20 protein-coding genes and 1 pseudogene are annotated in these 18,786 nt (G+C 63.5%); 15 read left to right on the top strand and 6 right to left on the bottom strand.

The window, feature by feature from the left end; translation table 11 throughout:
* Positions 1 to 69 precede the first annotated feature (69 nt).
* The 4 genes and pseudogenes from NR193_RS21420 to NR193_RS21405 all read right to left on the bottom strand — a co-directional run bounded on the left by NR193_RS21420 (position 70) and on the right by NR193_RS21405 (position 3,423).
* Entirely contained in the window at positions 70 to 1,065 is a 996-nt protein-coding gene (locus tag NR193_RS21420) for a tetratricopeptide repeat protein (protein WP_306280375.1), read from the bottom strand.
* A gap of 46 nt (positions 1,066 to 1,111) precedes the next feature.
* Entirely contained in the window at positions 1,112 to 1,759 is a 648-nt protein-coding gene (locus tag NR193_RS21415; protein WP_256752747.1) for a thiamine phosphate synthase, read from the bottom strand.
* An 84-nt stretch (positions 1,760 to 1,843) separates the two neighbouring features.
* Positions 1,844 to 2,485 (bottom strand): PH domain-containing protein, encoded by a 642-nt coding sequence (locus tag NR193_RS21410; protein ID WP_256752746.1) that lies wholly within the window; start codon positions 2,483 to 2,485, stop codon positions 1,844 to 1,846.
* A gap of 37 nt (positions 2,486 to 2,522) precedes the next feature.
* A pseudogene (locus tag NR193_RS21405) lies at positions 2,523 to 3,423 on the bottom strand (DMT family transporter).
* Between the two features lie 132 nt (positions 3,424 to 3,555).
* Between NR193_RS21405 and NR193_RS21400 the strand changes: the two are divergent.
* Both NR193_RS21400 and NR193_RS21395 read left to right on the top strand, forming a co-directional pair.
* Positions 3,556 to 4,035 (top strand): Lrp/AsnC family transcriptional regulator, encoded by a 480-nt coding sequence (locus NR193_RS21400; RefSeq protein ID WP_256752745.1) that lies wholly within the window; start codon positions 3,556 to 3,558, stop codon positions 4,033 to 4,035.
* A gap of 140 nt (positions 4,036 to 4,175) precedes the next feature.
* Positions 4,176 to 4,946, top strand: coding sequence for a sulfite exporter TauE/SafE family protein (locus NR193_RS21395; RefSeq protein ID WP_256752744.1), 771 nt, complete (start codon positions 4,176 to 4,178; stop codon positions 4,944 to 4,946).
* Between the two features lie 43 nt (positions 4,947 to 4,989).
* Here the strand turns inward: NR193_RS21395 and NR193_RS21390 are convergent, their stop codons facing one another.
* Positions 4,990 to 5,541: a DUF2269 family protein gene (locus NR193_RS21390; protein ID WP_256752743.1), complete on the bottom strand. Its 552-nt coding sequence runs from the start codon at positions 5,539 to 5,541 to the stop codon at positions 4,990 to 4,992.
* A 334-nt stretch (positions 5,542 to 5,875) separates the two neighbouring features.
* On the opposite strand from NR193_RS21390, the gene NR193_RS21385 reads away from it, so the two are divergent.
* From NR193_RS21385 to NR193_RS21360, 6 genes are all read left to right on the top strand, one after another.
* Positions 5,876 to 6,256 (top strand): hypothetical protein, encoded by a 381-nt coding sequence (locus NR193_RS21385; RefSeq protein WP_256752742.1) that lies wholly within the window; start codon positions 5,876 to 5,878, stop codon positions 6,254 to 6,256.
* A 524-nt stretch (positions 6,257 to 6,780) separates the two neighbouring features.
* On the top strand, positions 6,781 to 7,314 hold the full coding sequence (locus NR193_RS21380; protein WP_256752741.1) for a DUF1465 family protein: 534 nt from the start codon (positions 6,781 to 6,783) through the stop codon (positions 7,312 to 7,314).
* Between the two features lie 209 nt (positions 7,315 to 7,523).
* Entirely contained in the window at positions 7,524 to 8,033 is a 510-nt protein-coding gene (ruvC, locus tag NR193_RS21375; RefSeq protein WP_256752740.1) for a crossover junction endodeoxyribonuclease RuvC, read from the top strand.
* A 13-nt stretch (positions 8,034 to 8,046) separates the two neighbouring features.
* Positions 8,047 to 8,667, top strand: a complete 621-nt coding sequence (gene ruvA, locus NR193_RS21370; protein ID WP_256752739.1) for a Holliday junction branch migration protein RuvA — start codon at positions 8,047 to 8,049, stop codon at positions 8,665 to 8,667.
* A gap of 43 nt (positions 8,668 to 8,710) precedes the next feature.
* Positions 8,711 to 9,748 (top strand): Holliday junction branch migration DNA helicase RuvB, encoded by a 1,038-nt coding sequence (ruvB, locus tag NR193_RS21365; protein WP_256752738.1) that lies wholly within the window; start codon positions 8,711 to 8,713, stop codon positions 9,746 to 9,748.
* A gap of 222 nt (positions 9,749 to 9,970) precedes the next feature.
* The gene (locus NR193_RS21360; RefSeq protein WP_256752737.1) at positions 9,971 to 10,873 is read left to right on the top strand and encodes a metallophosphoesterase; all 903 of its coding nucleotides are present in this window, start codon (positions 9,971 to 9,973) and stop codon (positions 10,871 to 10,873) included.
* 3 nt (positions 10,874 to 10,876) lie between these two features.
* On the opposite strand, the gene NR193_RS21355 is transcribed toward NR193_RS21360, so the two are convergent.
* Entirely contained in the window at positions 10,877 to 12,127 is a 1,251-nt protein-coding gene (locus tag NR193_RS21355) for a glycoside hydrolase family 5 protein (RefSeq protein ID WP_256752736.1), read from the bottom strand.
* A 56-nt stretch (positions 12,128 to 12,183) separates the two neighbouring features.
* Between NR193_RS21355 and ybgC the strand changes: the two genes are divergently transcribed.
* The 7 genes from ybgC to ybgF all read left to right on the top strand — a co-directional run bounded on the left by ybgC (position 12,184) and on the right by ybgF (position 18,735).
* A complete protein-coding gene (ybgC, locus tag NR193_RS21350) occupies positions 12,184 to 12,654 on the top strand; it encodes a tol-pal system-associated acyl-CoA thioesterase (RefSeq protein WP_256752735.1) in 471 nt (156 codons plus the stop codon).
* 312 nt (positions 12,655 to 12,966) lie between these two features.
* Positions 12,967 to 13,677, top strand: coding sequence for a protein TolQ (gene tolQ, locus NR193_RS21345; protein WP_091578781.1), 711 nt, complete (start codon positions 12,967 to 12,969; stop codon positions 13,675 to 13,677).
* A gap of 12 nt (positions 13,678 to 13,689) precedes the next feature.
* On the top strand, positions 13,690 to 14,142 hold the full coding sequence (gene tolR / locus NR193_RS21340) for a protein TolR (RefSeq protein ID WP_256752734.1): 453 nt from the start codon (positions 13,690 to 13,692) through the stop codon (positions 14,140 to 14,142).
* Between the two features lie 7 nt (positions 14,143 to 14,149).
* Positions 14,150 to 15,304, top strand: coding sequence for a TonB family protein (locus NR193_RS21335; protein WP_256752733.1), 1,155 nt, complete (start codon positions 14,150 to 14,152; stop codon positions 15,302 to 15,304).
* Between the two features lie 40 nt (positions 15,305 to 15,344).
* A complete protein-coding gene (gene tolB / locus NR193_RS21330; RefSeq protein ID WP_256752732.1) occupies positions 15,345 to 16,655 on the top strand; it encodes a Tol-Pal system beta propeller repeat protein TolB in 1,311 nt (436 codons plus the stop codon).
* Positions 16,656 to 16,900: 245 nt separating this feature from the next.
* Entirely contained in the window at positions 16,901 to 17,407 is a 507-nt protein-coding gene (pal, locus tag NR193_RS21325; protein ID WP_256752731.1) for a peptidoglycan-associated lipoprotein Pal, read from the top strand.
* Positions 17,408 to 17,631: 224 nt separating this feature from the next.
* On the top strand, positions 17,632 to 18,735 hold the full coding sequence (gene ybgF, locus NR193_RS21320) for a tol-pal system protein YbgF (protein ID WP_256752730.1): 1,104 nt from the start codon (positions 17,632 to 17,634) through the stop codon (positions 18,733 to 18,735).
* Positions 18,736 to 18,786: the final 51 nt, after the last annotated feature.

Raw genomic sequence — 18,786 nt, 5'->3', positions numbered from 1 at the left:
GCTTTGGGATCAGTCGAAGCCTTTCGGCAGGGTTGTCCTGATCACGCACGGTGGCAGTGAGAACCGCCGTCAGGGCAGGCGGTTCGCCTTCTGCAATGCCTGCTTGGTCTCGTCGTCGCTCAGCCCCTGCAGGAAATCGTCCATCTGCGGATCGATGAGACCGGCGCGGCGGGCGACGATGTACCAGGCGCCGGCAAGGACAAGGTCCGGATCGGTGCCGATGCCTTGCATGTAGAGTTTGGCAAGGCGATTCTGGGCGGCGATATTGCCGCCCTCCGCCGCTTGCTTCATCCAGCCGAAGGCGGATTTCAGGTCGCGCGCGCCACCGCGGCCCTCGATCATCCAGGCGGAAAGATCGATCTGCGCGGTGTCGTAGTTCTGTCGCGCGGCCTGCGCCAGCAGGCGCCGGGCCTGTGCATCGTCGCGCGGCTTGCCGCCGACGCCATTGGCATAGATCTGCGACATCGCATACTGGGCATCGGCGAGGCCGGTCGCGGCGGCGCGCTCATAGTAGGAAACCGCCTTGGCGATGCCGGCGTCGCCGGGGTCCTGCTGGACCAGCATCTGCGCGAAATTGAACTGCGCCAGCCGGTTGCCCGCTTCGGCGGCGGCCTGCATCAACGCATAGGCGCCCTTCTCGTCCTTCTTGACGTAGCGGCCGTCGAGCAGCATCAGCGCATACTGAAACTGCGATTCCGGCACGCCCTGCTCGGCGGCAAGCGCATACCATTTGGCCGCTTCCGCGCTGTTCAGCGGCACACCCAGCCCGCGCGACAGGATCTCGGCCACCAGCGTCTGCGCCGCCGGATCGCCGTTTTGGGCGCGGATCAGCGCGAGGTTGTAGGCCGTCTTGTAAAGACCGCGCTGGAAGGCGCCATAGGCGGCGTCCGCCGGCTTGGCCCCGAAGCGGTCAGGATTGATGGCGTCGGCCGACGGCAGCGGCGCCGGCTCGGTCGTGGTGGCGGGCTGCGGCAGCGGCTTGTCGATCGGTTTGTCGGTGTGCACGCCGAGGTCCGGCTTGGGCTGCGGCAAGGGAATCGTTTCGGCGGCGGCGGCCTGGATCATGACCGCCGCAAGCAGGGCCTGAAAGGGAAGCCTCGCCAGAGCCACGTCAATCCTCGAAACGCGGCGCGGTTTCGTCGAGCAGCGCGTTGGCTTGAGCAACTGCTGTTTTCGGGTCGACGCCGTCGGCGAACACCGCGCTCGACAGCGCGACGAACTCGGCGCCGGTCGCGGCCACGGTTTCGACGGAAGCAAGATCGGACCCCGCCATCACGATGCAAGGGATCTGGATCATCTGCGCCCACCATTCACCCAGCGACAGGTTGCGCGGATGCGGGTCCGGCTTGTTGTCGTAGCCGAAGCGGCCGAAGAAGATGTAGTCAGGACGTGTCTCGCCGAGTTCCAGTGCGTCGTCGCGCTTCTTGGCGCCGCCGGCACCGACCATCATCTTTTCCTGGAAATGCTCGATCGTCTCGGCGAGTTCGGCCTTGGAAACTTCGACATGGATGCCATCGGCCTGGACACGCCCCGCGATGCGGGTGTCGCCGGCGATGATGACGGCCACGCCCGCGGCCTGCGCGGCCGGCACAACCTGTTCGGCAAAGGCCTGGAAGGAGGCTTCGTCCATGCCGTTCTCGGGCAGGATCAGCGAGGCGACGTCGCCACCGTCGAATGCGGTCGCGATACGGGCCGCCGGCACACCGGGCGGCGCGATCAGCACGATGCGGCAGCGATTGGGGGGCGTGGCGTCATTCATGGTTCTTCGATCCCGGGTTTCGCCTATGCCGGGCGAAGATGGTTGGATTGCGGCATAGAGCAAAGTGCGGGGATTGAACAGGCGCTAGCTGCCGGGCGACGACCGGCGATCGGAACGAAGGGCGTTGCTGGCTCTCGTTACGATGTCGAACACTTTCGACGGATCCTCGATGCCCAGAAATTGCGGAACCGGGTCAAGAGCCGGAGCCCAGCCGCCAAAACCTTGATAGCGATACTGGGACCAACCGCCCATCCCGGGATTTCCGAAGAGGGATGAAGCTGCCCCGAAACGCAGATTGCCACGTCTTGCTCCCTCGCCGGTCAGCTGGATATCGGGGAGACGCTCCAGATCGATCGATGTGAAACTGGAGAAAGGGGCGGCGCGCATGATGAGAATGCGCTTGTCCGTGACCGCGTAAGAGATACGTCGTCTCAACCAGGCGTCGAGCGCAAACCTGCCAAAGACAAAGAACAGCCCGATGCAGATGAACATCCCGCCCCATACATCGAAGAAAAGCGGCGCACCTTGCCTTGTCGCCATATAAGTCCAGAAAATTGCAAACCCGCACCAGAGCAGACTGAACGGAATGAGAAACATGTCGCGACCGGTGAACAATACGCCCTGCGCGGGAAGACCGCTCCACAAGATGCGTTCGTGGGGCAACAGCCGTTTCTGAAAGGTCCCGACGTCCACGCCACCACCCATCGCATGCGCCTGGGCGTTCATTGCATGAGTCCTGCTTGCGTTGCAAATCGGCAGCACCCTATCTGCTGGCTTGAAGACTTTGCGCCGGCGTTTTCGACTTCCACAGCGTCCAGCCGAGATTCATGCCGGCGGCGGCGATCAGGATGGCGGCGGCGCCGACGATCTGGCTCAGATGCAGCCGATGGCCGAAGGCGGTGACATCGACCAGGATGGCGACGACGGGATAGATGAAGGACAGCGAGCCCTGCAGATGCGTCGGCAGCTTCTGGATGGCGCCATACATCAGGATGTACATCAGCCCGGTGTGGACGATGCCGAGCGTCGCCAGCATGGCCCAGCTCCACGGGTCGGCGGGAAGATGCGAAAGATTGGCGAAGGGCCAGCATGACGACGCCGACACAGACCTGGATGAGCGCGATCAGGTGCGGCGGCGTGCCCTTGAGCTTCTTGGTGACGATGGCGGCGACGGCCCAGAAGAAGGCCGCGCCCAGCGCCATGACGATGCCGGCGAAGTAGTTCGTGCCGACATCGCCGGCGTCAGGAGCGGCCTGCACGATCAACACCATGCCGGCAAAGGCGATGGCGAGCCATGTCAGCTTCGTCAGGGTCAGCCGCTCGGCGAAGAAGAGCGCGCCGAAGCCGACCAGCATGAAGGGCTGCGTGTTGTAGACGGCGGTGGCGATCGAGATGGACGCGCGCGAAAACGCACTGAAAAGCAGGAGCCAGTTGATGACGATGGCGACGCCGCCGAGCGCGGCGAGGCCGATGACACGCAGCGATAGCCGGCGCAGCAAGCCGAGGCCGGCGCAGATGATGAGCAACGTCAGCGCGCCGAAGGCGCAACGCCAGAACACCACATCCATGATCGGCTGGCCGGACAGGACGACGAACCATCCGATCGTTCCCAGGATCGCCATTGCGGCCGACATTTCGATCGTGCCGCGCACTGTATCGTTCACAACAAACCTCCGAACCCGTTGAGCCTGTATGATCTCATGGGGTGCCGCAGCTTTCCATCCGATAGGAGAGGTGGTATGGCTACATTGCCTAATTATATTAGGTGTTGTCTCCAGAATTGTGAGAAATGTAAAATGCTGGACGATCTCGACCGACGCTTGCTCGAAATCCTGGTCAAGGATGCGCGAACCTCCTTGAAGGAACTGGCTGCCCAAGTCGGGCTGTCGTCACCAAGCGTTTCGGAACGGCTTCGCCGGCTCGAGGAGCGCGGCGTCATCCGGGCATTCACCGTCGAGATCGATCCGCTGGCGCTCGGTTATACCTTGCAGGCGATCGTGCGCATCCGGCCCCTGCCGGGCAAGCTGCATATCGTCCAGAAGCTGATCGAGGAGATCCCGGAGTTCGGCGAATGCGACAAGGTGACGGGCGACGACTGCTTTGTCGCAAGGCTGTTCGTGCGCTCGATCGGTGACCTCGACGGGATCCTCGACCGCATCGCCGACAAGGCCGAGACAAGCACCGCCATCATCAAGGCGCAGCCGATCCGGCGGCGCCCGCCACCGCTCGGTGCTGCTTCATCGCGTGACCGGACAGGGGTTTTGACGGCATCCTGAGCCGGCAGAACGCTGTCCCCGGCTGCCGAGCGAGCCTTCGCAACCACGACGCTGCTGCTGTGCACATATTTGCTGTCGCCCAGTGCAGAATTCTGGGCTATCAAGCGTCGACGCGCCCTCCCTCCAGCCCAACCCTCCCCATGTCAGGCCTGCTTCTCGATCCGTGGTTCTACGCGGCCGCCATACCGGCGGTCATTCTGGTCGGCCTGTCCAAGGGCGGCTTTGGCGGCGCTGTCGGTTTTGTCGGCGTGCCGCTGATGGCGCTGACCATGCCGCCGGTGCAGGCGGCGGCCATCCTGCTGCCGATCCTGTGCCTGATGGACATCGTGTCGGTATGGACATGGTGGGGTGTCTACGATCGCAAGATGCTGGTCGACATGATGCCGGGTGCCGTCATCGGCATCGGCCTCGGCTGGCTGACGGCCGCACTCGTCACCGAGGAGGCGGTACGGTTGATCGTCGGCGCCGTCGCCATCATCTTCGTCCTGCGCTGGCTCTATCTGCAGTTTCGTCATGGCGTCGACCATGCGGTCGCTCCCAACCGCGCGGCCGCCGCCGTCTGGGGTACCGTGGCCGGCTTCACCAGCTTCGTCGCCCATGTCGGCGGCCCGCCCTTCCAGGTCTATGCCTTGCCGATCCGGCTCGACCCCAAAGTGCTGTCGGGCACCGCCGCGATCTTCTTTGCCGCTACCAATGCGCTGAAGCTGGTGCCCTATTTCGCGCTCGGCCAGTTCGACACCGCCAACCTGACGGCGTCGGCGGTGCTGATGCCGCTGGCGCCGTTGTCGACCATCGCCGGAGCGTGGCTGGTGCGGCGGATGCGGCCGGAAACCTTCTATCCCTTCACCTACGCGACCGTGGCGGTCGTGGCGGTGAAGCTTGTGTGGGATGGTATCGCCGGCCTGATGTAGCAGGTGAGGCGGCTGCACAGCCGCCCCTGCCATTACGGCAGTGTCAGGCGGCGCTCGGCACGAGGCGACGGTTGCCGCCGAAGGCCAGCATGGCGCCCACCATGACCACCAGCACCATGCCGGCGAGGATGCCGATATCATGCGCGGTCGGCTTGAGCACCATGTCGGCGATGATCACCAGCATCACCGCATAGTCGAAGCGCGCCGCGCTCATCATGCGCTGGCCGATGGCAAGGACCTCGGGCGTGATGCCCTCCTTGGCGATCATCGCGCCCATGCGTTCGCCGGTCGGCTTGAAGATGAACATGCCGATCGAAAAGGTTGTCGCGTAGCCGACGAGACCGATGACGATCCACAGATCGGAGAAGCCGACCCAGAAGCCGCACATGATGAGGCCGAAGATCAGCGTCAGCATCGACATCGGCGCGAAGAACCTGCCGCCCAGCTGCCCGCTGGCGCGCATCGCCTGCAACTTTTCCTCGATATTGCCCGCGCGCTCGGCAAGCACACCGAGGAGGAACAGCACGAAACCGCCCCCGACCCACAGAATGGCCGAGACGACGTGGAGGAATTTGACGATGGAATACCAATCCATGGGTTGCTCCTGGGGGTGTTCTATGGGTTGCGGCGGGGCACGATTTGCACCTGCCGTCAGAGGAGCGGGCGTTTAGCGTCGTGCCTGTTTCGGAACGATGTCGCGAAAAAGCCGGCTCTGTTTCAGCTCCTCGCCGCCGGAACCGAGCCGCTGGGATAGCGAACGGGCTGCATGGTTTTCTGCCAATACATGAAGTGTCGGGAGGGGTTGGCGCGACATCGTCCGGAAACATTGCCGATGCTAGTGCGCCGATGCCGGGAGCCCGGCGGCGAAAACAATCGCCTGACGATCAACCCATTCCCGCAGACGGGAAAAGGCAATTCGGGGGAACATTATGCAAGGGGTAGCACGAAATTTCTTCACGCTGGCCGTCATCTATGCGCTGTGCGGAATGGCGCTCGGCCTGCACATGGCGATCAGCCATGATCATGGCCAGATGCCGACCCACGCTCACACGATGGTCGCCGGATGGCTGATGTCGGCGGTATTCGCCTTTTTCTACCATCTGTTTCCGGCGGTCGGGCAAAAGACGCTCGCCGTCATCCATTTCTGGCTGACCGCAATCAGCGGCATCGGCCTGTTGATCGGCCTGTATTTCCTGCTCGCGGGCAATGCCGCGATCGAACCGCTGGTGGCGGCCTCTTCGATGGGCTTCTACGCGGCCATGCTGCTGTTTGCCGTCATCGCCTTGCCGGCGGTCTGGAAGAAGGCCTGAACCGAGACCCTGTTTGGAAACTCCACTCTGGCAGCCGGCTGATGGCGTTTTCTGCGTTTCCGGGGCTCACGGACCCGAATGTCCGCTGCGCTCCGGTTCTCGAAACCGCATCATATGACTCGCCAGAGCGGCGTTCGAAACAGGTTCTGAACCTGAAACAGGGTCCGGTTCTGTGCTGTTACGGCACAGAACGGCGGGGTTCGGTCAAAAAACAATTGCGCGGTTAAGGCTCCATTAAGCTTTACAGGTGTTTACTATGTTCATCCAGTGATCTGGATTCTTACCGAGTGGTTGGAGCCACTTTGTTTGACGCCTCCCTGTTAAACTCCTGAGAGCCGCCTTATCCGCGGCTCTTTTTTTGTCCGCGTTCCAGGGGCGTCCGGCATCGGATCGCCGTTAACCTTCTGTTAAACATGTGCTTGCCTTCACCGGTGACGAAGCGCATTTTCAAGCTTCACTCATCAGGGTGCCGGGGGTATCGGCAATAAGCCGAATCGGCCGGTTGCAAGTGCAGGGGCGTAGCAATGAACGAGCCTTCGAAGGGCAGTGCGAAAACCGTCAAATTGGCGGAGCGCCGGGTTTTCTCGCAATCCTTCAAGCCGCTCTATCAGGAAGGCATGGGCCTGGTCGAGCAGGCGGCCGAATATCTCGACGGCAAGGGCCGGGCCGAAGCGAAGAAACTGTCCAGGCTGGCGGCCACGCTCTATGCGGCCGAATCGATGCGGCTGACCACCAGGCTGATGCAGGTTGCGTCCTGGCTGCTTTTGCAGCGCGCGGCGAATTCCGGCGAGATGACCCGCGATCAGGTTGCTTCCGAAAAGTCCAAGGTTCGTCTCGACACCGCTTCAGCCCATGACGAAGCCGCCGGCTGGGCCGAACTGCCCAAGGATTTCCTCGACCTCGTCAACCGTTCGCTTCGCCTGCAGGCACTGGTACGCCGCATGGACGAGGAGATCTATGGCGATGGCGCCCTGGTCGACATGCAACCGATGGCTCGCCGCCCCAACCCGGTTTCCGACCAGATCAGCCTGCTGAACACGGCTTTCGCCCGCGGCTGATAGCCTGCATGACAACTCTGCTCTGACGGACGCCTGACGCGGGTTTCCGGGCATCCGGTGCCCACGGACACAATACGCTCCCGCTCCATTCTCGAAAAACCATCCATCTGTCTCGCCAGAGCGCACTCGCGCGGCTGTCGCGAGCATTGTTGTTTCTGGTTTGTTCACATTTCGCTGGCATCGCTGTCCGCCGGAGGTAAAGTTGGCGGATGGGGGAAGCGATTCGCATCATCGGTATTGATCCGGGGCTCAGGCGCACCGGCTGGGGCATCGTCGAGAGCCTCGGCAATTCATTGCGCTTCGTCGCCTCCGGCACCGTGCGCTCCGACGACAAGGCGGCGCTGGCGACGCGGCTGTGCCAGCTGCATGACGGGCTCGCCGAGATCCTGCACAGCGCGATGCCGCACGAAGCGGCGGTCGAGCAGACCTTCGTCAACAAGGACGCGGTGGCGACGCTGAAGCTCGGCCAGGCGCGCGGCATAGCCATGCTGGTGCCGGCGCGAGCCGGCCTTGTTGTTGCCGAATATGCTCCCAACGCCGTCAAGAAGGCGGTGATTGGCGTCGGCCACGGCGACAAGAAGCAGATCCACATGATGGTGAAAGTGCTGTTGCCGAAGGCCACTTTCGATACCGAGCACGCCGCCGATGCGCTGGCCATCGCCATCTGCCATGCGCATCACCGGCAGAGCGTGGCCTACCGGATGGCAATGCTGGCGTGAGGGGTCATCAAGCATGATCGGCAAGCTCAAGGGCACGCTGGACGAGATCGACGAGGACCATTGCCTCGTCGATATCCACGGCGTCGGCTATGTCGCCTATTGCTCGGCACGCACGCTGGCGGCGCTGCCGGCGCCCGGCGAAGCGGTGGTGCTGTTCATCGAGACCTATGTGCGCGAGGACATGCTGCGCCTCTATGGCTTCCAGTCGCAGCTGGAGCGCGAGTGGTTCCGGTTGCTGATGAGCAATGTGCAAGGTGTCGGCGCCAAGGTGGCGCTGGCCATCCTGTCGACGCTGGCGCCGGCGGATCTCGCCAATGCCATTGCACTGCGTGATATTGCCATGGTTTCGCGTGCGCCCGGCGTCGGCAAGAAGGTGGCCGAGCGCATCGTCACCGAGTTGAAGAACAAGGCACCGGCCTATGCAGGCTCTGCCTCGGGCACGATCGGCCTGAAGCAGGAGCTCGGCGAAGGCGTCGCATCGGCGCCGATCACCGATGCCGTGTCGGCCCTGGTCAATCTCGGCTATTCGCGCGACACCGCGGCCAATGCGGTGGCGGCGGCGCTGAAGACCGCGGGCGAGGATGCCGATGCGCCGAGGCTGATCCGCTTCGGGCTGAAGGAACTGGCGCGGTGAGAGCTGGCTTGTCCGGTTCCCTGCCATGTGCAAGGAAGGCAGCATGAGCCTGTCGCCCCGCCTGATTGCGCCCGAAAAACGCGGCGAGGATGCCGAGCAGACCTTGCGGCCGCAGACGCTCGACGATTTCGTCGGCCAGGCGGCGGTGCGGGCCAATCTCAAAGTGTTCATCGAGGCCGCCAAGGGCCGCAACGAGGCGCTCGACCATGTGCTGTTCGTCGGACCACCCGGTCTCGGCAAGACGACGCTGGCGCAGATCATGGCGCGGGAGCTCGGCGTCAATTTCCGTTCGACCTCCGGCCCGGTCATCGCCAAGGCCGGCGATCTCGCCGCACTGCTCACCAATCTCGAAGAGGGCGACGTGCTGTTCATCGACGAGATCCATCGGCTGAGCCCGGCGGTGGAGGAAATCCTCTATCCTGCGATGGAGGATTTCCAGCTCGACCTGATCATCGGCGAGGGACCGGCGGCGCGTTCGGTCAAGATCGACCTGGCCCGCTTCACACTCGTCGCCGCCACCACGCGGCTCGGCCTGCTGACCAATCCGCTGCGCGACCGTTTCGGCATTCCGGTGCGGCTCAATTTCTATTCGGTCGAGGAGCTGGAGCAGATCGTGCGGCGCGGCGCCCGCATCCTGCAAATGCCGCTCGGCGACGATGGCGCTCTGGAGATCGCGCGGCGCGCGCGCGGCACGCCACGCATTGCCGGCCGGCTGCTGCGCCGCGTGCGCGATTTCGCGTCCGTTGCCGGTGATGGCCATGTCAACCGCCAGATCGCCGACGAGGCCTTGACCCGGCTGGAGGTCGATGCGCTCGGCCTCGACGCACTCGACCGCCGCTACCTGTCGATGATCGCCCGCAATTTCGGCGGCGGGCCGGTCGGCATCGAGACGATCGCCGCCGGGCTGTCCGAGCCGCGCGACGCCATCGAGGATATCATCGAGCCCTACCTGATCCAGCAGGGTTTCATCCAGCGCACGCCGCGCGGCCGCATGCTGACGGCCAATGCCTGGCGGCATCTCGGGCTCGATGCGCCGAAGGATCTGGCGCAGCAGCAGATCAACCTGTTCCAGGAAGAATAGTAACCCCGAGCGATCGGGCACAGGTTCACGCTTCGCCTTTTTTGCATGCCGTTGTCTCGAAACCGGGGTCCCTTTTTTGGCGGCCTGCTTCAGGGCGGCGATCAAGCATCCGTGACCGTCCTGCGCAAAATCTCCTCAGCCTCGTCGACTTGCCGGCGCAATCATGGATTTTATCGCAGGCTTGCGGCACGCCGCCGAGATCCCGAGTGCCGGAGCCATGCAATGATAACCAGACGCGGGTTCCTGCGCTTCCTCGGCGGGTCCTTCCTGAGCGCCGCCACGTTCGGCGCCTATGCGGTCGGCATCGAGCCGATGCTGTTGACGCATGTGAAGCGCTATGCGTTGACGCCACCGCATTGGCCGGCGGGTTCGAAGCTGCGCATCGTCGCGCTTGCCGACATCCATGCCTGCCGGCCATGGATGACGCCGGAGAGGATCGCTTCGCTTGTCGACGATGCGAACGCGTTGCAGCCGGATCTGATCGTGCTGCTTGGCGATTATATTGCCGGCATGCGCCTGGTGACGGATCAGGTGACCCCGTCGCAATGGGCGGCCGCGCTGTCGGGCCTCAAGGCGCCGCTCGGCGTGCTGTCGATCCTTGGCAATCACGACTGGTGGAACGATGGCTTCGCGCAGCGGGTGGGAGCCGGCCCGACCATAGCGCGCAAGGCCTTGGAGAAAGTCGGCATCCCAGTCCTGGAAAACGATGTCGTGCGGCTGGAAAAGGACGGACATGGTTTCTGGATCGCCGGCCTTGCCGACCAGTTGGCCCTGCGGCCGACCAAGGACCGCACCGGCTTCAGGGGGCTGGACGATCTCGACGGCACGCTGGCCAGGGTCAGCGATACCTCGCCTGTCATCCTGCTCGCCCACGAGCCTGATATTTTTCCCAAGGTGCCTTGGCGGGTTTCGTTGACCCTGTCGGGTCATACCCATGGCGGGCAGGTGCGGCTGTTCGGCTATTCGCCCGTGGTGCCGTCGCGTTTCGGCAATCGCTATGCTTACGGCCATGTCGTCGAGAATGACCGCAACCTGATCGTCTCGGGCGGGCTCGGCTTCAGCATATTGCCGCTGCGCTTCGGTGTTCGCCCTGAAATCCTGTCGATCGACCTTGGTTCGGCCTGAAGGTCAATGGAGCGCGCGGATCACGTCCATCACGTCCGGCTCGGCCTTGTCGCCGTTGAAGGCGTCGACGATGCCGAACGCGCCGCCATAGCTCCACACCGACCAGGAGAAGCCGTGCGCTTCGGCGCGCGCGATCATATCCTTGACATAGGCAGCCCGGTACTCGGCCGGCATCACATAGGCATTGCCATATTCCTGGCGGATCATGCCGAACTCGCCGAGCGTGATGTTTTCCGGGCTGATGCCGTTGGTCTTCGCCCACGCCTCGACCTTCTTGAACGGCGCGTCCATCAGGCCAAGCAGCTTGTCGGGGCTGTCCATGCTGGCGACCTGCTCGTCGAGATAGGCAAGCAGGCCGCTCTGCCGTGTCCACGGCGCCTCGGCTTTGATCCTGGCGCGGATGGTGTCGAGCGTCACATCGAGCTGTGCCTGCGGCACCGCGGTCAGCGGATAGGGCAGGCCGGTCACATAGGGGATGAAATCACCGGCCCAGGTGGCGCCCTGATGGGTGAGCAGGAACGGATCGTAGGAATGGAACGTCCAGATGACGTTGTCGTCGGGGATCGCCTTCGGGTCGATCTTTTCCAGAGAACTCGCGGCGGAGTAGCAGGCGCCGGTCAGCACCAGGGTCAGTTTCGTGGCCGAGGAGCGCGCCGCCGCGAACAGTTTGCGCTGACGGTCCGGCCACAGGCTGGTGCCGTCGCTGTCGCAGTCGACGATCGGCTCGTTCATCGGTTCGAAGGCGACCTGGCTGGGATCTTCGCCGGCCAGCGTGCGCGCCATCCTGCGCACCACGTCGACATAGAGGTCGAAGGTTTGCGGGTCGTCCATCACCTGCGCCATGCCGATCTTGCGGCTGCCGCCGGCCGGAATCAGATGCATGTCGACGATCACCTTCAAGCCGGCGCGGTTGATCATGCGCACCGAGTCCAGCACGCTGGCATAGAGGTCGTCACGCAAGGCCACGGTCTGGGCGGAGAGGAACGGCGACGGGTCGACCGGCATGCGCAGGAAATCGAAGCCGGCGTCCTTCAGCGCCTCGAGATCGTCGTCCTTGAGGAATTTGCGCCACTCCGGATAGGGCAGGATGGCCTTGGCATCGCCCCATCGATCCTCGCCCGGCCAGGTCGTCCACTGGTCGAGGTTGAGGCCGCGCTTCATCGAGAAGGTTGCCGCCTGGCCCGGCAGCGCCAGAGCCAACAGCACGGACAGCGCCGCCATCAAGGTCTTGATCATCGCCGTCAACAGTGCCATCCGATGCGGTGTCTCGCGGGAACAGGTGCCTCGTCGGGGCTGAAAAAGGAAGCGCAATGGGCGATCATGGTGAATCGGCGACATTGCTGGCAGGGCTTTCCGGCGCGCTGACGGAGTTCGGCCACCGGCTGATGGCGCGGGTCTATTACGCCGACACCGATTTCTCCGGCGTCGTCTACCACGCACGCTATCTCGAATTCTTCGAACGCGGCCGCTCCGACTATCTCAGGCTGACCGGCGTGCATCATACCGAGCTTGCCGACGGCAAGCATGGCGAGAAGATCGTCTGGGTGGTGCGTCGCATGGAGATAGATTTTCGCGGCCCCGCCCGCATCGACGACATCCTGACCATCGATACCCGCACCGAGGACATTTCCGGCGCGCGCATCTTCATGGCGCAGCAGCTCAAACGCGGCGACGAGGTGCTGGTCGAGGCAAGGGTCGAAGCGGCGATCATCGGCGAGAATGGCCGGCCGAGGCGCTTTCCCAAGGAATGGGTGGCAGCCTTCATGCCCAAGGTGGGCTGATATTCAGCCGGTCCGACCTGAATCCCAACCCACTTTTGAACGGCGGATGAGTTGACACAGGCCGGTTCGGTGACTGACGGGGCGCGGCAATGCGCCGCGCCTTATTCACTAACCCATCCTTAACCATAACGGTTCATGAAGAGATTGGTGAAGATTGGCGGGATTCAGCGCCTTCCTTTCACCAATATTTGCCCCGAAAAGGCCGCAGACGGCGCAGTTTGGGGTTGTTCCGGTAGCTTCGTGCGAACCGACCACAAGGGATGCCCATGGGCCAGCCGCCAGCTTTGCCCGGAAAATCTTAAGGACGTTACCATGGAAAATATCGCACTCGCCGAACCGGGCGCGCAATTGTCGATTTGGGCGCTGTTCATGCAGGCCAGCTGGGTGGTCAAGCTGGTCATGATCGGCTTGCTGTGCGCCTCGGTCTGGACCTGGGCGATCATTGTCGACAAGCTCGTCTCCTATGCCCGCATGCGGCTGGCGCTCAACCGTTTCGAGCAGGTGTTCTGGTCGGGGCAGTCGCTGGAGGAGCTTTATCGGACGCTTGCCGACCGCAAGACCACCGGCATGGGCGCCATTTTCGTGGCCGCGATGCGCGAGTGGAAGAAGAGCTTCGAGAAGGGCGCGAAAACGCCGCTCGGGCTGCAGACCCGCATCGACAAGGCGATGGACCTGGCGCTGACCCGCGAAATGGAAAAGCTGGAGGGGCGCCTCGGCTTCCTCGCCACCACCGGCTCGGCGGCACCCTTCATCGGCCTGTTCGGCACCGTCATCGGTATCATGACCTCGTTCCAGGCGATCGCAGGGTCCAAGAACACCAGCCTCGCGGTGGTCGCGCCCGGCATTGCCGAAGCGTTGCTGGCGACGGCCATCGGCCTGCTCGCCGCCATCCCGGCCGTCATCGCCTACAACAAACTGTCGTCCGACGCGAGCAAGATCGCGGTGCGCATGGAAGGGTTCTCCGACGAGTTCTCCGCCATACTCTCGCGCCAAATCGATGAAAAAGTCGCGCCTAAGGCCTGAGGAGCACGAAAGATGGGTATGTCCGTAGGCATGGGAGGACGCGGCGGGCGCGGCCACAGGCGGCGCGGCCGTCACCATGCATTGATGTCGGAAATCAACGTCACGCCGATGGTCGACGTGATGCTGGTTCTGCTGATCATCTTCATGGTCGCGGCGCCAATGTTGACGGTCGGCGTACCGATCGACCTGCCGGACACGCAGGCCAAGGCAATGAACGCCGACACGCAGCCGATCACCGTTTCGATCAACGCTGCTGGCCAGATATTTCTCCAGGAAACCGAAATTCCGATCGAGGAGCTGGTGGCGAAGCTGCAGGCCATCTCGAAGACCGGCTATGAAGAGCGCATCTTCATCCGTGGCGACAAGTCCACTGACTATGGCACGGCGATGAAGGTGATGGCCCGCATTTCGGCCGCTGGCTACAAGAATATCGGCCTGGTTTCACTGCAGGAACAGGATCAGTAGACGAAAAATGAGGACCGGCCTCACCACATCGGTGATCTTGCATGCGGCGGCGCTGGCCTTCGGCCTGCTCACGCTGTCGGCACCGGCTGCGCTTCCGACCGCCGACGTCGAGTCGGTCTCGGTCGACATCGTGCCGATGGAGGCCGTCGCGCAGACGTTGCAGGGTGACAAGAAGGCCGTGATGCATGAAAAGCCGGCCCCTCTGCCGACCCAGCGCCCGGACATCGTGCCGGACGCACAGAAGGTCGGTGAGAACACGGTCGACACCGAAAAGCCGATAACGCCCGAGGCCAAACCGAAGCCCGTCGACATGACGTCGGCTCCGCCGCCGGCGCCGACACCGGTCGAGAAGCCGAAGCCCGAGGACGTGCCGAAGCCGCAGGAGAAGCCCAAGCCCATTCCGGCGACGGAAGTGGCGCCGGCGCCGACGCCCAAGGAAGAGGTCAAGCCCGAGCCGGTCAAGCAGGCGGACCCCAAGCCGACACCGGCCAAGCCGGCGCCGACCCCGCCGCAGGACAAGACCGCCGCGATCGACCCGACGCCCGAGGTCAAGCCGGACGCCGTCGCCGAGGCGATAGCCAAGGATCCGCCGACCGAAGAGACACAACTGCCGAACTCGGCGCCCGCGCCGGAAGCGCGGCCGAAGCCGCAGCCGGCACAGGCCGAAAGCGCCAAGGCGCCGGAGCGCAAGGATGCCGACAAGCCGGTCAAGGAAGCGTCATCCAAGCCCAAGTCGGACGACAAGCAGTTCAACGCCGACGAGATTTCGGCTCTGCTGGACAAGCAGAAGCCGTCCGGCGGCGGCGCCAAGCGCTCGACCCAGCAGTCTTCGCTCGGCGGGGACAAGGATCAGGGCCAGAAGCTTTCGAAATCGGAGCAGGGCGCCTTGGAAAGTCAATTGGGTGGTTGCTGGACACTGCCGGCCGGTCTGGAGGGCTCGGAGAATTTCATCGTCGTGGTCCGCTTCAATCTGAACACCTCCGGCAAGCTTGACGGCCGCCCGTCCGTCGAAAAATCGAGCGGCAACCGGCAGTTCGATGAAAGCGCGGTGCGCGCGGTTCAGAAATGCGACATGGCCGGCCTGCAGGTTCCCGCCGGCAAACAAGACATCTGGTCCGACATCCGGGTCACCTTTGATCCAAGGGAAATGCTCGGCCTCTAGGCCTGGCGTCCAAACAGCCAATGAAGAGAAGCGAGAAGATATGAGATCTTTCCTCAAGCCGCTCCTGACGATTGCAGCGATGGCGCTGGGCATCACGGCAGTGGTTCCCATGCCGGCATGGGCGCTCGTCGAACTCAACGTCAACAAGGGCAATGTCGAGCCGCTGCCGATCGCTATCACGGATTTCCAGGGTGGCGATGCGCTTGGCGCCCAGATTTCCCAGATCGTCACCGCTGACCTCAAGCGCTCGGGTCTGTTCGCGCCGATCGACAAGAGCGCCTTCATCGAAAAGATCACCAATCCGGATGCGGCACCGCGTTTCGAAGACTGGAAGGTCATCAACGCCCAGGCGCTGGTCACCGGCAGCGTCAGCAAGGAAGCGGACGGCCGTATCCGCGCCCAGTACCGGCTGTGGGACACCTTTGCCGGCCAGCAGATGGCCGGCGAGCAGTTCTTCGCCAACGACGCCAACCAGCGGCGCGTCGCCCACATCATCGCCGACGCCATCTACGAACGGCTGACCGGCGAGAAGGGCTATTTCGACACCCGCGTCGTCTTCATCGACGAATCCGGGGCCAAGAACGCGCGCAAGAAGCGCCTTGCCATCATGGACCAGGACGGGGCCAATGTCCGCTATCTCTCGGACGGCAAGTCGATCGTGCTGACGCCGCGCTTCTCGCCGAACCGGCAGGAAATTACCTACATGTCCTATGAGAGCGGCCAGCCGCGGGTCTACCTGCTGCAGATCGAGACCGGCCAGCGTGAGCTGGTCGGCAATTTCCCGGGCATGACCTTTGCGCCGCGTTTCTCGCCCGACGGCCAAAAGGTGATCATGAGCCTGCTGCGCGACGACGGCAATTCCAACATCTTCGCCATGGACCTCAGAAGCCGCTCGACGACGCGGCTGACCAACTCGATCGCCATCGACACGTCGCCGTCCTATTCGCCCGACGGCAGCAAGGTGGTGTTCACCTCCGACCGGGGCGGCCGCGCGCAGATCTACGTGATGGGCGCCGACGGCTCGGGCCAGACCCGCATCTCCTTCGGCGACGGCGTCTATTCGACGCCGGTGTGGTCGCCGCGCGGCGATCTCATCGCCTTCACCAAGCAGACCGGTGGCGAATTCCAGATCGGTGTCATGAAGACCGATGGCTCGGGCGAGCGTATCCTGTCCTCGGGCTTCCAGCAGGAAGGGCCGACCTGGGCGCCGAACGGCCGGGTGCTGATGTTCTTCCGTGATTCCGCCGGCGGTCCCAAACTGGTTTCGGTCGATCTCACCGGCCGCAACGAGCAATCGATCCCGACGGCGAACTTCGCTTCGGACCCGGCATGGTCGCCGTTGCTGGAATAGGTTTCGGCTGAATTGCCACACATGCAGGAAAGGGGCCGTTTTGGCCCCTTTTCCATGCATTGGTCGCCTTTTGGCCGCATTTCCGCCTAGGGTCCGCGCCAACTGTGGCCCCGGACCAAGAGGTTGCGGACGGGCAGCCTGACCAGCCTAAACCAAAATTTAACCGTGTTTCTTGAATGCCGGTTAACCCAAACGTGGTTACTGGGTGATCAACGAAATCACTCGAAATACGAAGGAGAGGCGGCATGGGCCGTATCGCAGCACTTACCAGAAACCCGGTCATGATCGCACTGGTGGCGATGCTCGCCATCACCGGTTGCGCCTCGAAGAAGACGCCGAACAGCGCCGCTGATCTTGGCCTCAACGGCGCTGGCGCGGCAACGCCCGGATCGGCGCAGGACTTCACCGTCAACATCGGCGACCGCATCTTCTTCGATACGGACTCGACCTCGATCCGTGCCGACGCACAGACGACGCTTTCGCGCCAGGCGCAGTGGCTGAACCAGTACAAGCAGTATGCCATCGTCATCGAAGGCCATGCCGACGAACGCGGCACGCGCGAATACAATCTGGCGCTTGGCGCCCGCCGCGCCGCCGCTACCCGCGACTTCCTCGTCGCCAAGGGTGTGTCGGCCAGCCGCCTCAAGACCATTTCCTACGGCAAGGAGCGTCCGGTCGCGGTCTGCGACGACATCTCCTGCTGGTCGCAGAACCGCCGCGCGGTCACCACGCTCAGCGGCGCCGGTTCCTGAGGCATCGCGAAGCCTGCCGGCGCGTCAAGAGAACGCGCGGCGGGGTAGCGGCAAAAATGCAACATAACCATGCGAAAGGCGGCCTTCGGGCCGCCTTTTTCGTATCTGGCCGCCCGAAACAAAATTTGGCCGAAGTCTCGGGTCCTGCTATGAGCCGAGGGCGCTTGGCCGGTCCCACTTTGATTGGAAGCGCGAACAGGCTAACGATTCACGGCGAGAGGCACATGCATTTGAGATCGGTTCTGAGCGGCACGCTTGCGCTGCTGCTCCTATCAGGCGTCACCGCACTGGCAAGCGGCACAGGGCAATCAACCGACAGCGGCTTTTCCTTTCACCTGCCGACGATCGAGTTGCCCGGCATTTTTGGCGAAAAGAAGCAGCCGGATCAGGTGCAGCTGGCTCAGCAGAGCGGCACCGGCGTCACCGCGCTCGAAGAACAGCTGCGGCAGATGAACGGCAAGATCGAGGAACTCAATTTCCAGGTCCTGCAGATGCAGGAGCAGATCCGCAAGCAGCAGGAAGACAATGAGTTCCGCTTCCAGCAGCTTGAAGGCGGCTCACAGGGCGGCGCGCAGGGCGGACAGCCTCCGGCTCAGAAGAAATCGGACGCCGCCACCGATACCAACACCGACGTGGCGGCGGCTCCGGCAACCCAGGCGCCGGCCGATGCCGGCACCGCGCCCGACGGTAATCAGTCCACAGGCGGCAAGACGGTCGAGGACGTCATCGTCGAATCACCCGATGGCGACCCCGGCAAGGTTATTCCCGGCACGGGAGCGCCGGAAAAGACCTTCGGCAGCATCACCGTCGACAAGAATGGCAATGTGATTGATGCCGGCGGCAACACCCAGGCGGCGGCGGCGCAAGACACCGCCCCGGCCACCAGCGCCCCGGCCAAGGCCGGCAAGTCCGACGGCACGGTGGTCGCGGCACTGCCCTCCACCAACGATCCCGAAGAACTGTACCGCAACTCCTATCAGTTCATCCTGTCTGGCGATTACAGCACCGCCGAGCAGGGCTTTCGCGACCATATCGCCCGCTTCCCCCGGGATGCGAAGGCGGCCGATGCGCATTACTGGCTGGGCGAATCGCTGCTTGGCCAGCAGAAATACCGCGACGCGGCCGAGACCTTCCTCGCCGCCAGCAAGGACTACCCGAAGGCCAAGAAGGCTCCCGACATGTTGCTGAAGCTCGGCGTATCGCTGGTCGGCCTCAAGCAGCATGATGTGGCCTGCGCCACCTTCAGCGAGATCGGCAAACGCTATCCCGATATTTCCGGTGCGCTCAAGGAGCGCGTCAAGCAGGAGAAGGCTCTGGCTGCGTGCTAAATTTTCGCCCGCATGTCGCAGTCCCAGAACCGGGACCACTTTTGGGTGACA

Origin of the sequence: Mesorhizobium sp. Mes31 (genome assembly GCF_024519675.1) — a bacterium.
Lineage (GTDB): Bacteria > Pseudomonadota > Alphaproteobacteria > Rhizobiales > Rhizobiaceae > Mesorhizobium.
Note: the sequence above shows the minus strand (reverse complement) of the source record. Positions and strands in the feature narration are given on the sequence as shown.

What these genes read in the sequence shown, in the direction of transcription:
- NR193_RS21420 (WP_306280375.1), bottom strand. Translation starts at nt 1,065, where the DNA reads ATGATCCAGGCCGCCGCCGCCGAAACGATTCCCTTGCCGCAGCCCAAG.
- NR193_RS21415 (WP_256752747.1), bottom strand. Translation starts at nt 1,759, where the DNA reads ATGAATGACGCCACGCCCCCCAATCGCTGCCGCATCGTGCTGATCGCG.
- NR193_RS21410 (WP_256752746.1), bottom strand. Translation starts at nt 2,485, where the DNA reads ATGAACGCCCAGGCGCATGCGATGGGTGGTGGCGTGGACGTCGGGACC.
- NR193_RS21400 (WP_256752745.1), top strand. Translation starts at nt 3,556, where the DNA reads ATGCTGGACGATCTCGACCGACGCTTGCTCGAAATCCTGGTCAAGGAT.
- NR193_RS21395 (WP_256752744.1), top strand. Translation starts at nt 4,176, where the DNA reads ATGTCAGGCCTGCTTCTCGATCCGTGGTTCTACGCGGCCGCCATACCG.
- NR193_RS21390 (WP_256752743.1), bottom strand. Translation starts at nt 5,541, where the DNA reads ATGGATTGGTATTCCATCGTCAAATTCCTCCACGTCGTCTCGGCCATT.
- NR193_RS21385 (WP_256752742.1), top strand. Translation starts at nt 5,876, where the DNA reads ATGCAAGGGGTAGCACGAAATTTCTTCACGCTGGCCGTCATCTATGCG.
- NR193_RS21380 (WP_256752741.1), top strand. Translation starts at nt 6,781, where the DNA reads ATGAACGAGCCTTCGAAGGGCAGTGCGAAAACCGTCAAATTGGCGGAG.
- ruvC (WP_256752740.1), top strand. Translation starts at nt 7,524, where the DNA reads ATGGGGGAAGCGATTCGCATCATCGGTATTGATCCGGGGCTCAGGCGC.
- ruvA (WP_256752739.1), top strand. Translation starts at nt 8,047, where the DNA reads ATGATCGGCAAGCTCAAGGGCACGCTGGACGAGATCGACGAGGACCAT.
- ruvB (WP_256752738.1), top strand. Translation starts at nt 8,711, where the DNA reads ATGAGCCTGTCGCCCCGCCTGATTGCGCCCGAAAAACGCGGCGAGGAT.
- NR193_RS21360 (WP_256752737.1), top strand. Translation starts at nt 9,971, where the DNA reads ATGATAACCAGACGCGGGTTCCTGCGCTTCCTCGGCGGGTCCTTCCTG.
- NR193_RS21355 (WP_256752736.1), bottom strand. Translation starts at nt 12,127, where the DNA reads ATGGCACTGTTGACGGCGATGATCAAGACCTTGATGGCGGCGCTGTCC.
- ybgC (WP_256752735.1), top strand. Translation starts at nt 12,184, where the DNA reads ATGGGCGATCATGGTGAATCGGCGACATTGCTGGCAGGGCTTTCCGGC.
- tolQ (WP_091578781.1), top strand. Translation starts at nt 12,967, where the DNA reads ATGGAAAATATCGCACTCGCCGAACCGGGCGCGCAATTGTCGATTTGG.
- tolR (WP_256752734.1), top strand. Translation starts at nt 13,690, where the DNA reads ATGGGTATGTCCGTAGGCATGGGAGGACGCGGCGGGCGCGGCCACAGG.
- NR193_RS21335 (WP_256752733.1), top strand. Translation starts at nt 14,150, where the DNA reads ATGAGGACCGGCCTCACCACATCGGTGATCTTGCATGCGGCGGCGCTG.
- tolB (WP_256752732.1), top strand. Translation starts at nt 15,345, where the DNA reads ATGAGATCTTTCCTCAAGCCGCTCCTGACGATTGCAGCGATGGCGCTG.
- pal (WP_256752731.1), top strand. Translation starts at nt 16,901, where the DNA reads ATGGGCCGTATCGCAGCACTTACCAGAAACCCGGTCATGATCGCACTG.
- ybgF (WP_256752730.1), top strand. Translation starts at nt 17,632, where the DNA reads ATGCATTTGAGATCGGTTCTGAGCGGCACGCTTGCGCTGCTGCTCCTA.